This window comes from Sulfitobacter mediterraneus, from assembly GCF_003054325.1.
GTDB classification, from domain to species: domain Bacteria; phylum Pseudomonadota; class Alphaproteobacteria; order Rhodobacterales; family Rhodobacteraceae; genus Sulfitobacter; species Sulfitobacter mediterraneus.
Genome location: NZ_QBKU01000002.1, coordinates 83989 through 106450, shown reverse-complemented (window position 1 = coordinate 106450; position 22462 = coordinate 83989). Strand labels below are relative to the sequence as shown.

The following is a 22462-nucleotide window of genomic DNA, read 5'->3' as shown; positions in this document are numbered from 1 at the left end:
TGTGTTCCTTTTTTCCACTGGAATAGGGCATGAGGTTAGCGAACAAAAGGTCCGTTCACTCCTTGTTGGCGGCGGCACGCTCATCCGCCTTAATCTCATCCCACAATGCGTCCATCTCATCCAGGTTGCTTTGTGCGGGCGTTTTGCCAATGGCGGCCAGCCTTGTTTCGATCTGGCTAAATCGGCGCTCGACCTTGGTGTTGGTCAGGCGCACAGCAACCTCGGGATCGACGCCCAAATGCCGGGCGAGATTGGCCATAACAAACAAAAGATCGCCAAATTCCGCCTCAACCTCTGCCTGATCCATGTTGTCACGGGCCTCAACCAATTCACCCGCTTCCTCGGCGATTTTGCTTAGAACATCTGACGTATTGTCCCAATCAAAGCCGACACGCGCCATCCGTTTTTGCAGTTTGACGGCCCGTGTCATACCGGGCAGGCCAATCGCGACCCCGTCCAAAGCGCCTTTCAGTGCTTTTCCCGCACGTTCCTGCGCTTTGATCGCTTCCCAATCGGCGGTCTGCTGTTCGGCGGATTTGTCGCGCGATTCATCGCCGAAGACATGCGGGTGCCGCGCCACCATTTTATCGCTGATGTTCTGCACCACGGATTGAAAGCTAAAATGCCCGGCCTCTTCGCCCATTGCGGTGTGATAGACCGTCTGCAACAGCAAATCGCCCAGTTCACCTTCGAGTTCCGGCCAATCTTGGCGCTGGATCGCATCGGCAACTTCGTAAGCCTCTTCAATGGTGTAGGGGGCGATGCTGTCAAAATCCTGCTCGATGTCCCAAGGACATCCGGTGTCGGGGTCACGCAGGCGGCGCATGATCTCTAGCAGGCGTTCGATACCTGCGGATTGGTCGTTAATCAGGGTGTCGGGCATTGCAGCTTTGTCCTTGGTGGTGTCAGATGCAGCCTGATCAATTCTGAACCAAGGAGTCCACCCCATGCCTGTCGTCAACCGCATCGCCGATTTCAGTGCTGACATGGCCAAGTGGCGTCAACATCTGCACACGATCCCTGAATTGGGGTTGGAATGCCATCAGACTGCTGCCTTTGTGGCGGAGCGTTTGCGCGAGTTTGGGGTCGATGAAATTCACGAGGGAATCGCCAAAACCGGCATCGTGGCCATCATCAACGGGCAAGGCGATGGGCCAACCATGGGCCTGCGCGCGGATATGGATGCGCTGCCGATCACCGAAGAAACCGGTGTGCCTTATGCCAGTACCCATGAGGGGAAAATGCATGCCTGCGGACATGATGGCCATACGGCGATGCTGCTTGGGGCGGCGAAATATCTGGCGGAAACCCGCAATTTTGCAGGGCGTGTGGCGTTGATGTTCCAGCCTGCCGAAGAGTTTGGCGGCGGCGGTGAGATTATGGTGCAAGAGGGCGTCATGGATCGTTTCAACGTCCAGCAGGTTTATGCGCTCCACAATGCGCCGGGGCTTGAGTTTGGCCGCTTTCACACCACGCCGGGGCCGATCATGGCGGCGGCGGATACCTTTACGATCAACCTCACCGGCAAGGGGGGCCATGGCGCCCGCCCGCATGATTGCGTTGATCCGGTTGTGGCGGCCTGCGCGATCGTGCAAAGCTTGCAAACCATCGTCAGCCGCAACGTTGATCCACGTCAGCAATTGGTTGTTTCGACAACACAAATTCACACTGGCACCACCGACAATGTGATCCCCGAAGAGGTCTATATCAACGGCACTGTACGCACCTTTGACAAGGATGTGCAGGCCATGGTCGTGCGCCGGATGCAGGCGATTGTGGACGGTCACGCGGCCAGTTTTGACCTCAAAGCGGAGCTGGATTTTGAATTTGGCTATCCGCCCACGGTCAATGATCCGGGCAAGGCAGGGTTTGCCGTGGATGTGGCAGGCGAAGTCGCGGGTGAGGCAGGGGTTGAGGCGGATTTTCCGCCTGTGATGGGCGCCGAGGATTTTTCCTATATGCTTGAGGCACGGCCCGGTGCCTATCTGATGCTCGGGCAGGGTGAGGGCGCAGGCGTGCATCATCCCAAGTACAATTTCAACGATGATATCGCCCCCATCGGCGCGTCCTTCTTTGCGCGTCTGGTGGAGCGGGCACAGCCTGTTGCGGGGAAATAACATGGCGCTGGAGGATGCAAAAACCCAGGTTGATCAGGCGTTTACCCGTGATGATCTAAAGGGGCCAAGTTTCGAGAATGCCTTTGGCGGCGCGACGTCATTTCTGCGGCGGCGCTACACCAAGGATCTGACCGGCGTTGATATCGCTGTGACGGGCGTGCCGTTTGATCAGGCGGTGACCAACCGTACCGGCACCCGCCTTGGCCCGCGTGCGATCCGCGAGGCGTCCAGCTTGCAACCCTATGATCCGCCCTATGGCTGGGACTTTGATGTGCTGAGCGAATTTGCCATCGCGGACTATGGTGATCTGGCCTTTGATTATGGCCATGTCAGTCAGTTCCCCGCCGCTTTGACCGCGCATATCAAGGGTATTCTGGATGCCGGCGCGGCCAGCGTTGTGCTGGGCGGCGATCATTACATCAGCTTTCCGATCCTCAAGGCCTATGCCGAAAAGTATGGGCCAATCAGCCTGTTACAGTTTGATGCTCACTCGGATACATGGCCGGATGACGACATGGACCGGATTGATCATGGGACGATGTTTTACAAAGCGGTGAAGTCGGGCATCGTCGATCCAAAAACTTCCGTTCAGGTGGGCATTCGCACGACCAATCCAGACACTTTGGGGGTCACAACCATTGACGCCCGTGAGGTGCATGAGCTGGGGCCTGCTGCCGCCGTTGCCAAGATCAAGGCGGTTCTGGGGGATCGGCCATGCTATTTGACCTTTGACATTGATGCGCTTGATCCGGCCTTTGCCCCCGGCACCGGCACGCCGGTGTGGGGCGGTCTGACCTCGGCGCAGGTGGCGATCATGCTGCGCGATCTGGCAGGGATCAACATCATGGGAGGCGATATTGTTGAGGTATCTCCGCCCTTTGACACCACAGGCGCAACCGCGATTGCCGGGGCTCATGTGGCCACTGAAATCTTATGTTTGCTGGGCCACCGGATGAGGACCGCATGAGCGAGAAAAACCAACCCATCGGCGGCAATGATCTGGCGCGGTTCTCTGGGCCGAACACCTTTATGCGGCTCCCTTCGGTGAATGATCTGGCGGGGCTGGATGTTGCTGTTTTGGGCGTTCCTATGGATATTGGCACCAGCTGGCGTTCCGGTACCCGCTTTGGTCCTAAACAGATCCGTGCGGAATCAGCGATGTTGCGGCCCTATAACCTTGGCACTGGGGCCGCGCCGTTTGATGCGTTGCAAGTTGCAGATATTGGTGATCTGGCGATCAATACCTTTTCCCTGAGCGACAGTTTGCGCATTATTGCAGAGAGTTACGATGCAATTCTCAAGCATAACGTGAAGCCGCTTGCCATGGGCGGTGATCATTCGATCACCCTGCCAATCTTGCGGGCGATGGCGCGCAAACACGGGCCAGTGGCCTTGGTCCATGTGGACGCTCATGCCGATGTAAACGATGAGATGTTTGGTGAGCGTGAGACACACGGGACGGTGTTCCGCCGCGCATATGAAGAAGGGCTGATAAATCCCTCAAAAACCTATCAGATTGGCATTCGGGGCTCGGGCTATTCTGCAGAGGATTTCTCAGAAGCCGCGGGTTGGGGGTTTCAGCAGTTCCCGGCAGAGGGGCTTTGGGGGCGTGATCTGTCATCATTGGGCGCTGAGGTCCGGCGCGACATTGGCGATCTGCCTACCTATGTGACTTACGATATCGACAGTCTCGACCCCGCCTTTGCCCCCGGTACGGGCACGCCTGAGATAGCCGGATTGACCACGCCGCAGGCGTTGCAACTGATCCGCGCCCTGCGCGGGGTCAACATCATCGGCGGCGATCTGGTTGAGGTGTCTCCGCCTTATGACACCTCTGGCAATACCGCGCTGACGGGGGCGAATATCCTGTTTGAGATGCTATGTGTTTTGCCCGGTGTCAGCTACCGATAGGCTCAGCCAAACAATATGAAAAAGGGAATTGTGATGTTCATTTGGGTGGTTCTGCTGCTGGTTGTCGGGGCCGCGGCTTACATACGGCTGGCCCCGTCGGATCAGGGAAAGTGGCACAAAGCTGCGTCTTTTCAAAGCATTGAAGAAAAACGTGGCAAGGGTTTCTATATCTGGCGGCGGGCGGTTGAGGATGATGGAACAGCCGCGCTTGCCGCGTTGGACCGGATCATCCGCGCAGAGCCGCGCACGGCGCTTTTGGCCGGGTCATTGGCAGACAAACAGCTGACCTATGTGTCGCGCTCTAAGGTTGTCGGCTTTCCGGACTATACGACAATCGGCATCTACCAAACGTCAGATGGGCAACGCTATCTTGAGGTTTATGGCCGTTTGCGCTTTGGCCGGTCAGATCTTGGGGTAAACGCCAAGCGGATTAAAGGTTGGCTCGGGCAATTGCAGGTTTGAGGACAGGCAACCTTGCTGTACCTCGCGCCACATCGGTACGTTCAATGACATCTGGCACTGTGCCATGAACATGCGGCCATCCACTTGCAAACAAATGGTTTCGCCCAGCTCGACCCGGCTGCCGGAACGGTCGGTGCAATAACAATCAATGGTCTTGCCACCGGGGCCGACCACATCGGCGGTTGCGGGCAGGGCGATCAGACTTGCGAGCAGGGCAATGCGTTTCATGAGGGGCACTATAGCACGACGCGGCCCTTGACCAAAGCCCCTGCATCCGCCAGAGGTTTGCCATGATCCCGATCGACAGACTCGAACAGATTTCCCAACGTTTCCAGTATCTGGAAGCGGCCATGTCCGCAGGTTCTGACGGGGCGGATTTTGCCGCTCTGGCCAAGGAATACGCAGATTTGCGCCCCGTGGTGGAGCAGATCACCGCCTACAAGCAATTGCTCAGCGATCTGGCCGAGGCCGAGACGATGCTGGCAGATCCCGAGATGGCAGAACTGGCGCAGGAGGAATTGCCCGCGCTCAAGGCCGCGCTGCCCAAGGCGGAGGATGCATTGCAACTGGCACTGTTGCCCCGTGATGCGGCGGATGCCAAACCGGCGATGCTTGAGATCCGCCCGGGCACCGGGGGGGACGAAGCCGCACTTTTTGCCGCAGATCTGCTGCGCATGTACCAACGTTATGCCGAGGCGCGCGGCTGGGGGTTTGAGCTGATCGAAGAGCAGATGACCGAACTGGGCGGCGTCAAAGAGGTGGTCGCGCATATCAAGGGCGAAAACGTTTTTGCCCGGCTCAAATTCGAAAGCGGTGTGCACCGGGTCCAGCGTGTGCCGACCACGGAAAGTGGCGGGCGTATTCACACGTCAGCGGCAACCGTTGCGGTGCTTCCAGAGGCCGAAGATGTTGATATCGAGATCAACGCCAATGACCTGCGGATTGATACGATGCGGTCGTCCGGTGCGGGCGGCCAGCACGTGAACACCACCGATTCCGCCGTTCGGATCACCCATTTGCCGACCGGAATTGTTGTGACCTCATCGGAAAAATCCCAGCACCGTAACCGCGACAAAGCCATGCAGGTGCTCAAAGCGCGGCTCTATGATCTGGAACGCAGCCGGGTTGATAGCGAACGGTCGGCAGACCGTGCCGCGCAGGTGGGATCGGGGGATCGGTCAGAGCGGATTCGCACCTATAACTTCCCGCAGGGGCGCATGACGGATCACCGGATCAACCTGACTTTATACAGGCTGGACAGTGTGATGCAGGGCGATCTTGATGAGATTGTTGATGCCCTGACCGCAGATGCACAAGCGCAGCAACTGGCCGAGATGAACCAATGAGCGCACCCACGGCGGCACAGGCGATGGCCGCCGCCGCAGCACGGCTCAGGGCCGCAGGTGTGCCCGATCCGGCGCGAGATGCGCGGATTTTGCTGGCACATGCAGCCTCGGTGGATGCGGCGCGGGTGACATTGATCGCCCCCGAAGAGATTGCACCCGAGATTGCCGAGCGGTTTGAACAGTTGATTGCCTTGCGCGCTGTGCGGGTGCCGGTGTCACAATTGATTGGCAGTCGCGGGTTTTATGGCCGCGATTTCAGGATCAGCCGCGATGTGTTGGATCCGCGCCCCGAAACCGAGACCCTGATCGAACTGGCGCTCTCTGCCCCGTTTGAACGGGTGCTGGATCTTGGCACGGGATCGGGCTGCATTCTGGTGACATTGCTGGCGGAGCGGCGCACCGCGACCGGGGTCGGCGCCGATCTGTCCGAGGCGGCCTGTTTGCAAGCCAGCGCCAACGCGGTGCTGCACGAGGTGGCTGGACGGGCAGAGGTGATCCAGTCCGATTGGTTTGACAAGGTAGAGGGACGCTTTGATCTGATCCTGTCCAACCCGCCTTATCTGGCCGCAACCGAAATGGCCGATGTTGCGCCCGAGTTGCGTGACCATGAACCAGCGATGGCACTGACCGATGGTTTGGACGGGCTGTCCGTGTACCGGATCATCGCAGATCAGGCGCAGGGCTACCTGACCGCTGCGGGCCGCGTTTTGGTTGAGATCGGGTGGCAACAGGGCGATGCGGTTTGCGCGATTTTCCGTGATGCAGGTTGGGCCGGGGTGACCTTGGCACATGATCTGGACGGGCGCCCGCGTGTCGTTTGTGCCGATACACCCGCCTAATTGGGCAGAAAATCACCTATTTATCCGGATTTTCTGCACTTTTGGCTTGCCGCGGGTCACTTGAAATGCTTATTCAAAGATGTTGCAGCGGTGGATGCCTTAGGGCGGTCCCGCGCGGCGTTAAGCCCAACAAATAGCTCAACCGGGACTGAATGGCGGCCAAGTGCCACCCGGTTATTTTCGAAGAACAGCATACAAGGCTGAAATTTTTCATGAAATCCACGAGATCCCGGTCCCGGTCGAAGAACAATCGCAATCGCCAACAGCAAGGCGGTAACGTTGTTAATCGCGTCTTTGACAGCTCTGGCCCAGAAGGCAAAGTGCGCGGGACACCGCAGCAGGTGATTGATAAATACAATCAGCTGGCCCGTGATGCACAGCTGAGCAATGACCGCGTTGCGGCGGAGAATTTTCAGCAACACGCAGAGCATTATCTGCGCATGTTGGCCGAAGCGCAGCGTGAGATGGACCAGCGCCGCGAAGAGCAAGAGCGCCAGAACCGTGAGCGTCAGGCAGAGCGTGATCGCGAGCGGGCCGAGCGTCAGGAACGCGAAGCGAACCAGCAACCGCAGAACGACCCATCCAACGCGCCACAGCCGGACGTGGGCGGCGGTGACAAGGCCGAGGCCAAGGGCAACGATGAGGACAGCGGATTGGTGGAAACACCAGAGAGCAAACCCAAGCCCAAACGCCAGCCACGCCGTAAGCCCAAGCCGAAGCCCGAGGGCGATGCGCCGCAAAACAACGGCAGCGGTGATCAACCTGAGGCGGCTGAATAGGTCGGAACTTTTTCGATTTTTAATTAAGAACCACAGCAACCGCCCTTCGGGGCGGTTTTGTGTTGTGGCGGTGTTATTCTTCAGTTCGGATGCGCCAAAACGGGAGAAACGGGATCACTTGCCTTTGGCCTTGGCGACCTCGCGGGCCAAGGCGCAGAACCCTTCGAGGGAGACCTGTTCGGCCCGTTCGGTGGGTTTGATTCCGGCGGCGTTCAGCACGTCTTCGATTTCCGGCACAACACCTTTTAATGCAGCCCGCAGCATCTTGCGCCGTTGGTTGAAAGCGGCGGCGACAACATGGCTCAGCACGGCAGGATCAGCGGGGAAACGCGGCTCGGGCAGTGCGTCCAGATGCACCACGCTGGAGGAGACTTTGGGCGGCGGGGTAAAGGCGCCGGGGGGCAATTGCAGCACGATCTTTGCGTCAGCCCGCCATTGCGCCAGAATTGCGAGGCGCCCGTAAGCTTTGGATCCCGGCTGCGCCACGATCCGCTCCGCGACCTCACGCTGGAACATCAAGGTCAGGCTTTGCCAGAACGGCGGCCATTGCGGCGGGGTCAGCCAACGCACCAGCAGTTCAGTGCCAACATTATAGGGCAGGTTCGCCGCCACACGGATGGGCGGTGTCAGATGGGCAAGTGGATTGATCTCAAGCGCGTCCCCTTCGATCACCGTCAAGCGGTCCGGATAGGCCTCTGCGATTTCGGCAAGCGCGGGCAGGCAGCGGCTGTCTTTTTCGATGCACAGCACCCGCCGCGCCCCTTCGGCCAGCAACCCGCGGGTCAGCCCGCCAGGGCCGGGGCCAATTTCCAGCACGTCACAGGCGGTCATATCTCCCGCTTGCCGCGCGATCTTGGCGGTGAGGTTCAGGTCCAGCAGAAAGTTCTGGCCCAAAGATTTGCGTGCCGAAAGCCCGTGGGTGGCGATCACGTCGCGCAGCGGCGGCAGGGTGTCGATTGCGCTCATGTGCTTTGGGCCATTCTATATGCGGTTTTGATCGCTTCGATCATGCTGGTTGGGTTGGCGATGCCTTTGCCCGCGATGTCAAAGGCGGTGCCGTGATCGGGCGAGGTGCGCACGAAGGGCAGGCCCAGCGTCACGTTGACCCCGCGGTCAAAGTCCAGCGTCTTGATCGGGATCAACGCCTGATCGTGATACATCGCCACAGCCGCGTCGTAACGGGCGCGGGCGGCGGCGTGAAACATCGTGTCGGCGGGCAGTGGCCCCGCCAGATCAAAGCCCTCGCTGCGCATCTGGTCCAGCAGGGGGGCGATCCAATCGCATTCCTGCCGGCCCATGGCACCGCCTTCGCCCGCGTGCGGGTTCAGGCCGGCCACAGCGAGGCGCGGTGTGGCAATCCCGAACATATCGCGCAGCCCCGCATGGGTGATCTCGATGGTGCGGCGGAGTTTCTCGGGGGTCAGGGCAGTTGGCACCTGATCCAGCGCGATGTGGATTGTCGCTGGCACCACCCGCAACTGGTCAGAGGCCAGCATCATGACCACATCTTCTACTCCGCCAAGCGCGGCGAGGTATTCTGTGTGGCCGGGATAGGCAAAATCTGCGCCATCCATCAGTGCCTTCTTGTGGATGGGCGCGGTGCACAGGGCGGCGGCCTGTCCATCGCAGACCATCCCAACACCGGCGGCGATCACGTCTATCACATGCTGTGCATGGGTAGGATCGGGCTGTCCGGGGACGGAGAGGCCGCCGAAATCATATGCCAGAACGGGCAGGGCGCGAGGCGACAGTGCGGCGGCTTGCGACGCATCATCGACCACCTCATAGGCGGTGCCTTGCGGCAGATGGCGCGGATCACCCAACCACAGCAGCGGGATCTCATCCTTCAGCGCGGCCCATGCCGATGCGGCGATCTCCGGTCCTATGCCTGCGGGTTCACCGCAGGACAGGACAACCGGCCGCCTGCCAAGGCTCATTTGTAAATGATGCGGGCTTCGGCGCGCAATTGCTGCAACAACTGGTTGGAATAGCCTTGCAGCTTTTGCTGGCGCAGGGCGCTCAGTACCGCATCGCGGTCGGTCTCTGCGTTAGCCTCAGCCGTGCGTTTGCACAGCATCAACAGCACAAGGTTCTGACCGTTCGCGCGGGTCAATGCCGTGGAGGTTTCGCCCGGGTCCAGCTTGGACAATTCGATGGCATAGTCCTTGGGCAATTCGCCGGGTTTCTTGGTCTCGCGCACCAGAACCTCGGCAGGTTGGCCTTTGGCGATGCCATAGAGGTCGTCGCAGACATCAACCTTGCCTTGCACACGCGCGGCCTCGGCCAATGCGGCCTCTGACCGGCCGCCGGGGATGAAATAGGCGGCATATTCGATGGCAGAATAGCTTTGGGTTGGGGTGCCGGTTTCCTCAATCGCTCGCAGCTGGAACAGCGCCACGGCATTGGGGATTGGCAGCGGAGACGTGACCTCACCGGGGGCAAGGGCCAGCAACAGCGGTTGCAGGGACGGCGGCAATTTGGACAGCGGTGTCCAAGGCAGACGCCCGCCCGCACCGCGAGAGGCGGTCGCGGAATATTTCCGCGCATAGCTAGAGAACTCCGCCTCAGAGGTGGACTGCGAAATTTGGCCCGCCAAAGCATTGACTCGCGCGGCCTGTGGCGGAGGCGCGGGGATGATGATCTCAGAGACCAACACACGCAGACCGCTGCCGCCGCTGCTGGCGCCCATGGCGCGATCGATCTCGGCTTCGGTGATGTTTACTGAATTGAGATATCGCGCACGGATCAGTTCGCGCCAGATCAGCGATGTGGTGACATAGTCGCGGAAAGTCTCGCGGGCGACGCCGGATTGCTCCAGCGCCTTGGTAAATTCTTCGGTGGTGAGATTGGCGCGGGCTGCAAATTCGCTGAGCCCAGTTTGGGTGCCTTCCTCGGTCAGCTCAAGACCCACATCGCTTGCAGCACGGTTGCGCAGGCGATCATCGATCAGACCTTCAACAACGCTGTCGCGGTCAGATCCCGGCGCGTTCAGCAGCTGCAAGAACCGCTGGCGCTGTTGCACTTCGAATTCTGTGACCACCATGCTGTCGATCCGCGCCACTGGCGCAAACATGTTCTGGGCAGTGGCCGCTTGTGCGCCAAGCGTGACAGCCGCCATCAGCGACAGCGTCCGAGCCGCCTTGGTAAGGGTGGTAAAGATCATTTCCGACATGAGCGCAGGTATCTCTCTGTTCCGGTTGACGCGGCAAAGCCCCGTAGGCCGACGTTAAAGCCGATATTGGTGGTAGGCTCAACACTAGTTGAGGATGAATAGCTCCGCCAGACCGAGAGATCGACGGTAACGCATTCATTGTCATATTGCAGACCCACACCCGCCGTTGCGGCGCGGTCGTCTGCCACGTTGAACCGCCAATCGGCACGGGCGGTCCATTGGTTGTTGATCTGGTAGTTCCCCTTGAGGAAAATCTCAGACACGGCATCCGCGCGGTCTTCGGCCGGATCGGCATCAAGCCAGATGTAACTGCCCGAGACCCAACCGCGATTGAATTCCCAAATGCCGCGCAGCTCGGCTTTGGCGAAATCCAGATCCTCGTCGATCAGGCTGCGACCCAGTATCGAAAAGCCGCCCGGCATTTTCACCTGACCGGCAATCAGAAAGCTTGAGGTTGTGCCAGTCAGCCCAGAGGTCGCGGAAAAGGCGGTGTCCGGCTCACCGCGCAGCACCTGACCGACACTGACATTGGCGTTCCAGCCCGTCGGGTCAAACCGTGCCCAGTTGACGCCAATGGCGGCAACGGTTTTGCGTTCGCGGCGGTCTGGGCGCGGAAAGCGGGAGAGGGACAACAGGTTGCCTTCGTCGAATTCCACCCGCGTGCTTTCGTCATTTGGCACGTTTAGCCGGTTGCCGCCCGTCCAGGCCAATTGCGCCACAGGTTCCAACATCTGTGTCACGCCGCCTGCATCATGCCGTACCATCGGATAGCGCAGCGAGACCGCCGCGTGCGGCACAACTTCGGAATGGTTTTGCGGAAAGGTCTGATCCTGCGTGATGTCAAACACGTTAAAGCTGGCACCCATGCGTAGATCAGCCACGATCCCAGAGGAATAGGTGAACCGGCGCAGCCATTCGGCCTGCCCATGCAAACGCGCCACATCGCGGCCATCGACGATCAGGTCCGCATCCGGCCCGTCTGTGTCCCGGTCCGAGTTGCGTCTGTGGCTGTGCGCGCGCAGGCTCAAGCGCATCTCGCCGCCCCAAGCTTTTGGAAACAGGCGTTTTTCATATTCACCGTCCAGAACAATGGTGGGGAGGTTGTCGTTGATGTCACCGTCCCGCAGGCTTTCGAAATTGTAGACACTGGCGCGGATATACTCGTCCCGACGTGTCCGGCTGAGGGTGATGTCACTGGACAGGCGATCTCCGTCAAAATAGCCGTATTCGGAAAAATAGCTGCGGTCGCTGGTGGCTTGGATATCGAAGGTCAGCTTGTAATCCCGCTCAAGATCAAAGGCGCCCGATCCGATCAGATATCCGCGCAGTTTGCCCGGCCTTTGGTCATCGCGTGTCAACGCCCCGTCAAAGGTGATATAGCCGCGCTTGAACGCTTGGCGGTAGCGCAGTTCAATCGTGCGGGTGGCGCTGGACAGGTAGGGCGTGATCGTCAGATCACGGTGATCGCCCAGCTTGATAAAATAGGGCAGCTTCAGCCCGGTCCCAAGCTGTGATGTGGTGCGGATGGATGGCACAAGAAAGCCCGTCGCCCGTTTTAGGTTTGGGTCGGGCAGTCGCAGATGCGGGATGTATAAAACCGGCACATTCAGAATGCGAAACTGTGCCTCGTCGAAATAGAGCTGCTGTTCCACCTTGTCATGGACAATCCGGCGGGCGCGGATCTGCCACAGGGGCGGGCGGCCATCTTGACAGATCCGGCAAGAAGTGACGGACGCTTTGTAAAGCTGGCTATAACGGCCATCGACCTGATTGATTTGCTGTGCGGCCAGTTGCAGTTGCTGGTTCAGGATCAGCCGGGCCGAAAGCAACAAGCCAGACCGCAGGCGGTTGTTCAGCTCGCCTGCGTCCGCGAGGATCACGCTGTCATCGCCATCGGTGATGACAATCGGCCCCTCAAGGATCAACGCGCCGGTGTCCTGATTGTAGCGGATCGCGCTGGCACGGATCTGTGTGGTGCCTTGGAACGCCTCGACGTTGCCCTGCGCCACCAAGGTACGGTCGCGGGTGATATAGACCTGATCGGCAATCAGAACTGCCGGTTGCGGCGGCGCGTCCTGGGCCTGCGCAGCGAAGGTCAGCGCCGCGAAGGCCAGAACAGCAAAAAGAAAAGAACGCAGCAGCACCGGTCAGCCATCCTCTGCGTGAAGCAGCAGGCCAAGCGCCAGCAGAATCGCCGCCACGGGCGGTGCCCAAGCGGCCAGCATCACGGGAATTTGCCCGTTTTCACCTAAAATCTGCGCAAAACTGCGAATAAAATACAAACCAAACCCCAGCAGGACAGATGCCAGAACGGCCACCCCCGTGCCGCCAAAACGGGTATGGCGCATGGTAAAGGCGCTCGCAACAAGAACCATCGCAACAAGGAAAAACGGCCGGGCGATTTCGGTTTGAAGCCAGACCTTGTGGCGGCGCGGACTGAAACCTGCTTGCTCCAACTGGCGGATGAATGTGGGCAGATCATAGATCGACACAGCCCCCGGTTTGCCGATGCTTTCGCGAATGCGGTCAAGGGTCAGCGACGATGGGATAACCAGCGTTTCAAACGTCTCGGCATTGGCCTCGGCGTTCTGTCCCGCGGTCAAAGGCCAGGATTTGGCGTTGCGCAGGGACCATTCGCCATCTTGCAAAGCGGCGCTTCCGGCCTCGATCCGGCGCACCGGGCCGTTGGCGTTGTCATAAGACAGGAAGGTCACATCAAACAGCACCGATGCATCGGCATTGGACCGCCAGGCGCGGATCACGGTTTGCCCCGATGCGCTGCCCTGGCGCAGCCACAGACCTTCGTCGCTGATCGACAGGGCAGATGCGCCGCCTGCACGATAGCTTTCCGACAGCTGCAAATACCGGTTTCCGGTCGCAGCCACGATGGGGTTGAGCATGCCAACCGCCATAAAACCGATGATCAACGCGACCACCACGGGCGAGATGAGAGAGCGCAACGCAGACCGCCCCGCCGCCCGTGTCACCACCATTTCAGATGATCGTGCCAGCGAAATGAACAGTGTGACGGTTGCAAGGATCATGATCAGGGGCAGGATCAGATTGATGGTTTGCGGCGCATTGAGCAGGGTCAGCCCCATGATTTTTTGCCAGCCAATGTCATAGCTGCCAAACTTGCGCGCCTGTTCTACCGCATCCACCAACATCACAAGTGCAAACAGCACAGCTGTGATCAACAAAAAGGTCATCGCAAAACGGCGAGCAAAATACAGGTGCAGGATCATGATGCGGCCCTTCTGCGGCGCAGACGGTGCAGCCATCCGGGGTTGGCCGACTGCCAAAGCATTCCAATCACAAGTAAAAACCCGATCGCCGAAGGCAGATAAAGCAGCGGCCAGTTCTGCGCATCTGCCCGGACAATATCAACCAGAACGCCGCGAATGCCGTCGATTGAAATCAGCAAACCAAAGGCAATCGCCACCTCGCGCCAAACACCAAAGCGCGAGAAACCGCCCAAAAGCAAAGTGGCAAAGCCCACCAGCGCGGCAATCACGCAAAAAAGCGGTTGGGCAAACCGCGCGTGCAATTCCTCTGCGATGGATCCCGGTGCCTCGCCGGTATTGGCGGAAATGGTATCCCAATCGCCAATCAGATCGGGAGTGATCATATTGCCAACCGATTTGTTGCCCGTTGGCGCTTTGGTCATCAAGCCCGAGATATCAAAGGAAAAATCGCGAAACTTGGCAGTGGCAAGACGATTGTCCGCAGTGCCAAGCCGTTGCGCCAGCCCATCGACCATGATCAACGTCGTGCCATCCCCGTTGCGCACCAGATATGCCTCAGCTGCGGTGTAGATCACACCTTGCGCGGCATCGCGCCGGTCCGACAGGAATACATCACGCAACACCCCGTCTTCGTCGATCAACCGGGTGTAAAAGGTCACCATTTCAGTGGGATGCAGGAATGTACCTTCGGTCAAAAGCCGCGATGTAACGTTTTGCGAGATCTCGTTTTCACGTTGGTTCAGCTGCGATTGCGCCATTGGCACCAGATAATGGCTCAGCACGCTCATCATCAGGGCCACGCACAGACCGTAAACCAGAACCGGCCGCGCCAGCCGCCAAGGGCTGGTGCCGGTGGATTGCAAAACCGTCAGCTCAGATTCGCCGCTCATCCGGTTGGTGACATAGACCGCGCCCGCAAAGGCCGCGATGGGCAGGACCGTGGTGATCAGTTTCGGCAGGCTGAGCGAGGTAAACTCAAGGAAAACAAGGGCGGATTGCCCATCGCCGATCAAACGGTCAAACAGCACAACCGCCCGGTTGATCCAAAAAAGGGCCACCAGAACCAGCGCGAAAAAGCCGAACATCACAAGAAGCTGCGACAGCAAATAGCGGTCGAATTTGGCCACTGCGACTCCCCCAAGTTGCTCTAACGGCGTGTTGGCACAATCTTACTGCATTATCTGATCGGCGAAAACTGCTATCTGGTCATGTCGGCGGTGCCGCGCTAGGTCTTGTCGCGAAACCAGACAGAGGCCTGCGCAATGACATTTTTGACACCCATCACATTCGAGACCACCGAGATTGACCAGATCGCGGAGCATCAAGGGCGGATTGCCGTGTTTATTGATCCCGACGGACGGCTCGATGCTGGCGCGCGGCGGGTTAACAAGCTGATGCGCGGTGCGCTGGTGCGGCTCGTTGAGGGCGATGGCTTTGCCAAGGCGAAGGCAGGGGACGTGCATGTCATGTCCTACCCGACAGGTTTGGCCGCGCAGGCAGTGGATGTCGTGTTCCTGCCGCGCAAGGCATCGGTGCAAGAGGCCCGCCGCGCGGGCGCGTCATTGGCCAAGCGGCGCGGCAAAGCCAATGTGTTGGCTCTGGCAGCGGGCATGCGCCGGGTGGCCGAGATGGCCTTTGGTCTGGCGATGCGGGATTATGGCTATGACGCGCAGAAATCCGATGCCAAACCGCGGGCCGGAGCCGTGACCGTCATGTGCAGCAAACCTGAGGACGCCAGCGAAGCCGCCGCGCCATTGTTGGCCATTGCCGAGGGCGCGTTTATGACCCGCGATTTGACCAATGCGCCAGCAAATGTGTTGACCACCAGCAGCTTCGCCGATGAACTTGTTGCGATGGGTGAACTGGGCCTAAAGGTTGAAGTTCTGGATGAAGATGAGCTGGCAAAGCTTGGAATGCGCACTCTTTTGTGCGTTGGGCAGGGGTCCGACAGCCCCTCCAAGGTTGTGGTCATGCATTGGGACGGCGGCAAGAAAGGCGATGCGCCTTTGGCACTGGTTGGCAAGGGCGTGGTGTTTGACACCGGCGGGATCAGCCTGAAGCCCGGCGGAGGCATGGAAGACATGACCATGGACATGGGCGGCGCGGGCGTCGTGTCCGGTGTCATGCGCAGCCTCGCTTTGCGCGGGGCCAAGGCCAATGTTGTGGGTTTGGTTGGGCTGGTGGAAAACATGCCATCAGGCAACGCGGTGCGCCCCGGTGATGTGATCAAATCCATGAAAGGCGACACGGTTGAGGTGATCAACACAGATGCTGAGGGGCGTTTGGTGCTGTGCGATGTGATGTGGTACGCGCAAGAGCGTTTTAATCCCTCTGCGATGATTGATCTGGCGACCTTGACGGGCGCGATTATCATCGGGCTGGGCCATGAGAACGCGGGCGTGTTCTCCAACGATGATGACCTGTGCAATGACTTCCTCAAGGCCGCCAAGGCCGAGGGTGAAGGCGCGTGGCGGATGCCGCTGGGGCAGGCCTATGATGATATGCTCAAAAGCCGGATCGCGGACATGAAGAACATCGGCGGACGCCCTGCGGGCTCAGTCACGGCGGCGCAATTCCTGCAACGGTTTGTCAAAGATGATACGCCGTGGATTCACCTTGATATTGCCGGTGTGGCATCGGTCAAATCCGAAACCGCGCTGGCCCCTGTTGGCGCGACGGGCTGGGGCGTTGCGGCGCTGAACCGTTTGATCGCAGATCGGTATGAGGCGGAGTAACGCCAATGGGCGCTGCGTTTTTCTATCACCTGACGCGCAAATCACTGGCGGAAACGCTGGTGATGCTGCTGGGCAAATCGCTTGATAACGGATGGCGGGTTGCGGTGCGCGGCACGGATGCGTCTGCCCTTGCCGCGCTGGATCAGGCTTTGTGGCGCGGGCCGGAAGATGGTTTTCTGCCGCATGGCATGGCAGGGGGCGCACAGGACGCGGATCAGCCGGTTCTGCTGACCACAACCGCGGACGCCCCGAACCAGCCCAATTGTGTGATGTCAGTACATGGGGCAGAGGTCAGCGCCGAAGAAGTGGGCGTATTGGACCGGGTGTGCATCTTGTTTGACGGGATGGACGAGGCGGCGGTGGCCCATGCCCGCAGCCAGTGGAAGACCCTCAAGGACGCAGGCGCATCGGCGCAATACTGGTCCGAGGAATCGGGACGTTGGGAGAAAAAGGCAGAGACTTGAGAGGTTGGGGAGGGAGGAATGCGGACTTAGTTGCCTCTAAAGTGCCACCGCGCCCGAACCGAGGGCTGGAAGCAAAGCGCCCGCCCCGTCAAACCGTAGGTTTGCCTTCGGCAAAACGGGGCGGTTCGGGCGCTGCCAAATCGTAGATTTGGCAAATTGCACTCCATCTGAGAGAGCATAATGGGCTCATACCCGACATCTGACAATTTCGGTCGGCATTCATTGCCAACTGGTAGGGTAGGGCACGACACACAGGAGAGCCAACGGCGGCTATGCGGACGATGCTGCCGTTTACGAAAGTCTATCTAAAGTCTGCTTTGCTCTGATCCCAATTCGCCAAAGCCATCTTTCATTAAAGCGTCGAGCATAGGACACGCGGCTGTCCCATCATCGCAGTTCGCAGATAAGCTGAGAAGTGCTTTGCGAAAGAGTGTCAGGTTTTCGATCTTGGTGTTGATCTCATCTAAATGGCTTTCCGCCAAGGTTTTCACCTCTCCGCAAGAACGATCACTTTGCTTCGTCAAGGACAGGAATGTTTGGATGATTGAGATAGGGAAACCCAAGTCTCGGCATCGGCGCACAAATCTCAATTTTGCGATCTCGTCGGGTGAATAGAGCCTGCGCCCGCCTGCTGATCGACCCGGATTTGGCACAACGCCGCTCCGTTCATAGTAGCGGATCGTTTCTATATTCACGCCGCTTTGCTCTGATGCCTTACCAATCGTGAACATTTTGCTTGCTCCTGTAGCCACTACAGGAAGTAGAAGGACAGAATGAATGTGAATGCAAATGAACAAACAGCGATTGAACCCAGCTTGGCCGAGCGAATGTTGATGCCCGTCTCGGCGGCTTTGGCAGTTTTGTCAGCGTCATGTTGCGTTCTGCCGATTGGTCTATCGATCATAGGCCTAGGCGGCACATGGTTGACGATGCTTGGCCCCTTTATCGCTTATCGCGCGTTCATCCTGTTCGGTGTTGCCGTTGCGCTTATCTGGGCGTGGTATCGGGTGTTTCGGCCAAAACCATGCGTGACGCGTAGGCGGTCAGCTATCGTCTGGGCATCTCTTGCAAGCATTGCATTCTTGGTCGCGCTGTCTTCCCCTTATTGGGAGGCCTCAGCGCAAAGGTTCATGTGGGATTTATGGAGATCGACCCGATGAAGAGCAAGTTACTGGCACTTGGTATCGGCGGCACGGTCTTTGCGATCCTGTGCTGCTTCACACCGCTCTTGCCGGTCGTACTGACGGCACTTGGCCTGACCGGATTACTCGGCGTTCTATACAACGATGCCGTTCTACTGCCGGTTTTGGCAGGCTTTCTCATATTGACGGGGTACGCGTTATGGCGACAGAAGAAACAAAAGTAGTCTTGGAGTCCACTTTGACCTGTCCGTTTTGTGGGCATGTTGAGATCGAAACCATGCCGACAGATGCTTGCCAGTGGTTCTATGAATGCAAGTCCTGCCAGACGGTGCTGAAACCGCTTGAGGGTGACTGTTGCGTGTTTTGCTCATTCGCAACCGTTCCTTGCCCACCGATTCAAGAAGGCAAGTCTTGCTGCGCATAGCAGTCGTTCGCAAAGTCGCAGCTATTTGGTAGGTACGGGCTCATTGCAGACCTTCATTTCACCCTTCTCCAAAACACAATCCTCCGACCTTAGCCCCCCACATCACCGTGTCAGGATCAGCTCACCTCCGGCAATCTCGATCCGGCCCCAGCGTTGTAGGTATCCCATCCCCATCAGGGATTGCTCCATCTCACCTTCGTTGACCACGGCGGAGACATCGCGGTCTGTCACATCCCCCAAAGTAATCTCATTCAGCCGGACAAAGGCGGTGCGCACCTGGCCGTTGGCGGTGTTGGCACGGCCCAGATAGGCGAGGTTTTCAAGGTCAATGCCCGCACGTTCCGCATCGGCTTGGGTCAACACCATATCGGTGGCGCCAGTATCGACGACAAAGCGGACATTCTCACCGTTGATCATCGCGGTGAGGTAATAATGCCCGTCGCGGGCGCGAGGCACGATGATCTGGCCTGCGCCGGTCATTTGCACCTGTGCGCCAGAGCCGCTGCGCGAGATGTCCTGCCACAGACCCACAGCCGCCGCGCCGCCGACAAAGATCATGCCCCAGACCGCCGCATATTGCAGGGTCCGGTTCAACCCTTCGCGCGATTGCATAAAAAACCATCCCGCCACCATGATCAGCAGCACAACAAGGTAAATCACCCGTCCGGTTTCCATTTCGGCCATAAATCAGTTCCCGCTCATCCGCTGTTGTTCTGAAAGGGATATAGGGGCGGCGGCACGATATTTCAGCCCGCGCCGGGACCAAATCCAAACGCGGCCAAACCATCAAGCACGAATTGCACCGACAGCGCGGCCAACAACATGCCCAGCAAGCGTGTGATCACGTTGATCCCGGTCTTGCCGATCCGTTCCAACTGGCCGCTGGCCTGCAAGGTCACCGCCATCACCGCAAGGGTGAAAACCGTCATCACAACCACGGTCGCCAGCCCTTCAAAGCCCGGTTTTTCGCCTGTCAGCAAAATGATTGAGGCAATAGAGCCCGGTCCGGCAATCAGCGGGATGGCGATGGGAAAAACCGACGGATCGTCATGGTCATCCTCATCGGCGCGGTCCTTGCGGCGCTTGGTGCGCCGATCAAACAGCATGTCGATGGCCGTAAGGAATAGCAAAATCCCGCCTGCCACGCGAAAGGCTGGCATGGAGATCCCGATAAAGGTCAGTACCGCCTCGCCGGCCAGCGCAAAGATCGCCAGAACAAAACCAGCCACAGAAACCGCCCGCCATGCGATGCGGCGGCGCTGTGCGTTGGTCATACCGGGGGTCAGGGCCAGAAACACCGGTGCAATCGCGATCGGATCCATCACCACAAACATGGTGACCAGCACTGTGATCGTATAGGCGGTGTCCAGTTCCATGCCCGGCTCCCTTGTTCCGGTGGATCAGGCGGAGGCCTTTTCCAGTTTGCTTTCAGCCGCTACCCAAAGCGTTTCGGCACGCTCCAACGCGCCCATCACTTCGGCATATTTCTTGTTCCAGACCTCAAGTTCGCCGATCTTGCCGTCTTCGTACAAAGCGGGATCTGCCAGCTTCTTGGCCAGTTTGTCGCGCATTTCGTTGAGTTTTTCAACGCGCGCCTCGGCTTTGCGCACTTCGGAGCGCAGCGCGAGGATCTCGTCGCGGCTGGCGCGTTTGGGTTTGGGCGCTTCTTTGGGCTTGGCGTTCTTGCTGACCGGCTTGGACGGGGTCAGCAGCATCTTGCGATAGGATTCCAGATCATCGTCATAGGGTTTGACGGTGCCGTCCGACACCAGCCACAGACGGTCCGCAACCATCGACAACAGGTGCATGTCGTGGCTGACAAGGATCACCGCGCCCGAATATTGGGTCAGCGCCTCAACCAATGCCTCGCGGCTTTCGATATCAAGGTGGTTTGTCGGCTCATCGAGGATCAGCAGATGCGGGGCATCCAATGTGGCCAACAGCAGCGACAAACGCGCCTTTTGCCCCCCCGAAAGACGGCCCACTTCGGTTTCGGCCTGTTCTGCGCCAAGGCCAAATCCGGCCAGCTGCGCGCGCAATTTGGAATGCAGGACACCGGGCCGCGCCGAGATCATGTGTTGCAGCGGGGTTTCCTTGATCTGCAACTCGTCCACCTGGTGTTGGGCAAAGAACCCCATGCGCAGTTTATTGGCCTTGACCGCCTTGCCGTCCATCAGGATCAACCGGTCCGACAGCAGCTTGGACAGGGTCGATTTGCCCTGACCGTTCTTGCCCAGCAGGGCAATGCGGTCATCTTGGTCGATGCGCAGGTTCAGGCGCGACAACACCGGATTTCCATCGGTATAGCCAACAGAGCCGCCTTCGATAGAGATGATGGGCGGCGACAGTTCCTCTGGCTCGGGGAAGGTAAAGACACGTTTCGCCGCCTGTTCAGGGCTGGCGATCATATCCATCTTTTCGATCATCTTGAGGCGGGATTGGGCCTGTTTGGCCTTGGAGGCCTTGGCCTTAAACCGGTCCACAAAGGATTGCATGTGATCGCGGCGGGCCTGTTGTTTCTTGGCCATGGCCGCTTGCACGGCACGCTGTTCGGCGCGTTGGCGGGCAAATTGGTCGTATGGACCTTGGTAATAGGTCAGTTTCAGATCTTCGAGGTGCAAGATCCCGCCCACAGCACGGTTCAGCAATCCGCGGTCGTGGCTGATGATGATGACCGTATGGGGATATTTCGCCAGATAGCTTTCCAGCCACAGCGCCCCTTCAAGATCAAGATAGTTGGTCGGCTCATCAAGCAACAGCAGATCGGGCTGCGCAAACAGCACACCGGCCAAAGCCACACGCATCCGCCAGCCGCCCGAGAAGTCGGAGCAGGGCATCTGTTGCTCTGCGTCGTCAAAGCCAAGACCCTTGAGGATCGACGCGGCGCGCCCTTCGGCGGACCATGCATCAATATCGGCCAGCCGCGACTGAATATCGGCAATGCGCCCCGGATCACTGGCGGTTTCTGCCTCAACCAGCAGCGCGGCGCGTTCGGTGTCGGCGGCCAGCACCGTATCAATCAGTGACACCTCGGAGGAGGGCACCTCTTGGGCGACGCCGCCAATCTTGGCGCGGGAGGGCAGGGTGATCGCCCCTGCATCGAGCCCCAACTCGCCCCGGATGATCTTGAACAGCGTGGTCTTGCCCGCACCATTGCGGCCCACAAGGCCCACTTTGTGACCTTCGGGGATGACGGCGCTGGCCTCTTCAAACAGAGGGCGGCCCTCGACGGAGTAATTGATTTCTGAGATGCGTAACATGGGCGGGGTGTGGACCAAGACCGGCCCGCCGTCAATCGCGGCTTTTCAACTGCGAAACCCCATGTTAGGGAGCGGCCAAATTCACACCCCAAAGGAGCAAGCCAAATGGCCCTTGAGCGTACATTCTCGATCATCAAACCAGATGCAACCAAGCGCAACCTGACCGGCGCAATCGTCAAGAAATTCGAAGACGCAGGTCTGCGCGTTGTCGCATCCAAGCGTATCCACCTGACAATGGCACAGGCGGGCGAGTTCTACAAAGTACACGCCGAGCGTCCATTCTACGGCGAATTGTGTGAATTCATGGCCTCCGCGCCAATCGTTGCTCAGGTCCTGGAAGGCGAAAATGCCATCGCGAAAAACCGCGAAGTCATGGGCGCAACCAACCCAGCAGACGCCGCCGCCGGTACCATCCGCGCCGAGTTCGCTGAAAGCGTTGGCGAAAACTCCGTTCACGGTTCTGATGCGCCGGAAACAGCCGCAGTTGAAATCGCGTATTTCTTCTCCGGTCTGGAGTTGGTGGGCTAAGCCTGCTGATTTTTCAGATAATGATTAAAAGGGTCGCA

At 58.9% G+C, this 22462-nt stretch carries 24 protein-coding genes; 12 read left to right on the top strand and 12 right to left on the bottom strand.

Going from position 1 to position 22462, the window contains the following annotated elements:
- Positions 1-55 precede the first annotated feature (55 nt).
- Positions 56-883, bottom strand: coding sequence for a nucleoside triphosphate pyrophosphohydrolase (gene mazG / locus C8N31_RS03620; protein ID WP_025049094.1), 828 nt, complete (start codon positions 881-883; stop codon positions 56-58).
- Positions 884-947: 64 nt separating this feature from the next.
- Between mazG and C8N31_RS03615 the strand changes: the two genes are divergently transcribed.
- From C8N31_RS03615 to C8N31_RS03600, 4 genes are read left to right on the top strand one after another with little or no spacing between them, the layout of a single operon-like run.
- Positions 948-2117, top strand: a complete 1170-nt coding sequence (locus C8N31_RS03615; RefSeq protein WP_025049095.1) for a M20 aminoacylase family protein — start codon at positions 948-950, stop codon at positions 2115-2117.
- Between the two features lies 1 nt (position 2118).
- A complete protein-coding gene (gene speB / locus C8N31_RS03610) occupies positions 2119-3084 on the top strand; it encodes an agmatinase (protein ID WP_025049096.1) in 966 nt (321 codons plus the stop codon).
- Positions 3081-4028, top strand: coding sequence for an agmatinase (gene speB / locus C8N31_RS03605; protein ID WP_025049097.1), 948 nt, complete (start codon positions 3081-3083; stop codon positions 4026-4028). Before speB (C8N31_RS03610) ends, speB (C8N31_RS03605) begins: the two co-directional genes overlap by 4 nt.
- Before the next feature lie 15 nt (positions 4029-4043).
- Positions 4044-4490, top strand: a complete 447-nt coding sequence (locus C8N31_RS03600; RefSeq protein ID WP_025049098.1) for a DUF1499 domain-containing protein — start codon at positions 4044-4046, stop codon at positions 4488-4490.
- Here C8N31_RS03600 and C8N31_RS03595 read toward each other — a convergent pair.
- A complete protein-coding gene (locus tag C8N31_RS03595) occupies positions 4431-4718 on the bottom strand; it encodes a hypothetical protein (RefSeq protein WP_081785715.1) in 288 nt (95 codons plus the stop codon). The genes C8N31_RS03600 and C8N31_RS03595 overlap by 60 nt on opposite strands.
- 62 nt (positions 4719-4780) lie before the next feature.
- Here C8N31_RS03595 and prfA point away from each other — a divergent pair, with 62 nt between their 5' ends.
- From prfA to C8N31_RS03580, 3 genes are all read left to right on the top strand, one after another.
- Positions 4781-5836, top strand: coding sequence for a peptide chain release factor 1 (gene prfA, locus C8N31_RS03590; protein ID WP_025049099.1), 1056 nt, complete (start codon positions 4781-4783; stop codon positions 5834-5836).
- Positions 5833-6675, top strand: a complete 843-nt coding sequence (prmC, locus tag C8N31_RS03585) for a peptide chain release factor N(5)-glutamine methyltransferase (protein ID WP_025049100.1) — start codon at positions 5833-5835, stop codon at positions 6673-6675. Before prfA ends, prmC begins: the two co-directional genes overlap by 4 nt.
- 212 nt (positions 6676-6887) lie before the next feature.
- The gene (locus C8N31_RS03580) at positions 6888-7454 is read left to right on the top strand and encodes a DUF4167 domain-containing protein (RefSeq protein ID WP_025049101.1); all 567 of its coding nucleotides are present in this window, start codon (positions 6888-6890) and stop codon (positions 7452-7454) included.
- 114 nt (positions 7455-7568) lie between these two features.
- On the opposite strand, the gene rsmA is transcribed toward C8N31_RS03580, so the two are convergent.
- From rsmA to lptF, 6 genes are read right to left on the bottom strand one after another with little or no spacing between them, the layout of a single operon-like run.
- On the bottom strand, positions 7569-8420 hold the full coding sequence (gene rsmA, locus C8N31_RS03575; RefSeq protein ID WP_025049102.1) for a 16S rRNA (adenine(1518)-N(6)/adenine(1519)-N(6))-dimethyltransferase RsmA: 852 nt from the start codon (positions 8418-8420) through the stop codon (positions 7569-7571).
- Positions 8417-9391 carry a 4-hydroxythreonine-4-phosphate dehydrogenase PdxA gene (gene pdxA / locus C8N31_RS03570; protein WP_025049103.1) on the bottom strand — a complete coding sequence of 325 codons (975 nt, stop codon included), beginning with the start codon at positions 9389-9391 and terminating at the stop codon, positions 8417-8419. Before pdxA ends, rsmA begins: the two co-directional genes overlap by 4 nt.
- Positions 9388-10626 (bottom strand): peptidylprolyl isomerase, encoded by a 1239-nt coding sequence (locus tag C8N31_RS03565; protein ID WP_025049104.1) that lies wholly within the window; start codon positions 10624-10626, stop codon positions 9388-9390. Before C8N31_RS03565 ends, pdxA begins: the two co-directional genes overlap by 4 nt.
- A complete protein-coding gene (locus tag C8N31_RS03560) occupies positions 10614-12770 on the bottom strand; it encodes an LPS-assembly protein LptD (protein ID WP_338063665.1) in 2157 nt (718 codons plus the stop codon). The genes C8N31_RS03565 and C8N31_RS03560 overlap by 13 nt, the downstream gene beginning before the upstream one ends.
- Positions 12771-12773: 3 nt before the next feature.
- Positions 12774-13871 (bottom strand): LPS export ABC transporter permease LptG, encoded by a 1098-nt coding sequence (lptG, locus tag C8N31_RS03555; protein ID WP_025049106.1) that lies wholly within the window; start codon positions 13869-13871, stop codon positions 12774-12776.
- A complete protein-coding gene (gene lptF / locus C8N31_RS03550) occupies positions 13868-14998 on the bottom strand; it encodes an LPS export ABC transporter permease LptF (RefSeq protein WP_025049107.1) in 1131 nt (376 codons plus the stop codon). The genes lptG and lptF overlap by 4 nt, the downstream gene beginning before the upstream one ends.
- Before the next feature lie 135 nt (positions 14999-15133).
- Between lptF and C8N31_RS03545 the strand changes: the two genes are divergently transcribed.
- Both C8N31_RS03545 and C8N31_RS03540 read left to right on the top strand, forming a co-directional pair.
- The gene (locus C8N31_RS03545) at positions 15134-16606 is read left to right on the top strand and encodes a leucyl aminopeptidase (protein WP_025049108.1); all 1473 of its coding nucleotides are present in this window, start codon (positions 15134-15136) and stop codon (positions 16604-16606) included.
- Between the two features lie 5 nt (positions 16607-16611).
- On the top strand, positions 16612-17070 hold the full coding sequence (locus C8N31_RS03540) for a DNA polymerase III subunit chi (RefSeq protein ID WP_025049109.1): 459 nt from the start codon (positions 16612-16614) through the stop codon (positions 17068-17070).
- A gap of 305 nt (positions 17071-17375) precedes the next feature.
- On the opposite strand, the gene C8N31_RS03535 is transcribed toward C8N31_RS03540, so the two are convergent.
- On the bottom strand, positions 17376-17801 hold the full coding sequence (locus C8N31_RS03535; RefSeq protein WP_025049110.1) for a MerR family transcriptional regulator: 426 nt from the start codon (positions 17799-17801) through the stop codon (positions 17376-17378).
- A 410-nt stretch (positions 17802-18211) separates the two neighbouring features.
- On the opposite strand from C8N31_RS03535, the gene merF reads away from it, so the two are divergent.
- Positions 18212-18436: a mercury resistance system transport protein MerF gene (merF, locus tag C8N31_RS03525; protein WP_231476857.1), complete on the top strand. Its 225-nt coding sequence runs from the start codon at positions 18212-18214 to the stop codon at positions 18434-18436.
- Positions 18412-18636, top strand: a complete 225-nt coding sequence (locus tag C8N31_RS20515) for a GDCCVxC domain-containing (seleno)protein (protein ID WP_081785716.1) — start codon at positions 18412-18414, stop codon at positions 18634-18636. Before merF ends, C8N31_RS20515 begins: the two co-directional genes overlap by 25 nt.
- A gap of 102 nt (positions 18637-18738) precedes the next feature.
- Here the strand turns inward: C8N31_RS20515 and C8N31_RS03515 are convergent, their stop codons facing one another.
- The 3 genes from C8N31_RS03515 to C8N31_RS03505 all read right to left on the bottom strand — a co-directional run bounded on the left by C8N31_RS03515 (position 18739) and on the right by C8N31_RS03505 (position 21896).
- Positions 18739-19320, bottom strand: a complete 582-nt coding sequence (locus C8N31_RS03515; RefSeq protein ID WP_025049112.1) for a retropepsin-like aspartic protease family protein — start codon at positions 19318-19320, stop codon at positions 18739-18741.
- A 62-nt stretch (positions 19321-19382) separates the two neighbouring features.
- On the bottom strand, positions 19383-20012 hold the full coding sequence (locus tag C8N31_RS03510; RefSeq protein WP_025049113.1) for a MarC family protein: 630 nt from the start codon (positions 20010-20012) through the stop codon (positions 19383-19385).
- A 24-nt stretch (positions 20013-20036) separates the two neighbouring features.
- Entirely contained in the window at positions 20037-21896 is a 1860-nt protein-coding gene (locus tag C8N31_RS03505; RefSeq protein WP_025049114.1) for an ABC-F family ATP-binding cassette domain-containing protein, read from the bottom strand.
- Between the two features lie 105 nt (positions 21897-22001).
- Here C8N31_RS03505 and ndk point away from each other — a divergent pair, with 105 nt between their 5' ends.
- Positions 22002-22424, top strand: a complete 423-nt coding sequence (gene ndk / locus C8N31_RS03500; RefSeq protein ID WP_025049115.1) for a nucleoside-diphosphate kinase — start codon at positions 22002-22004, stop codon at positions 22422-22424.
- Positions 22425-22462 lie beyond the last annotated feature (38 nt).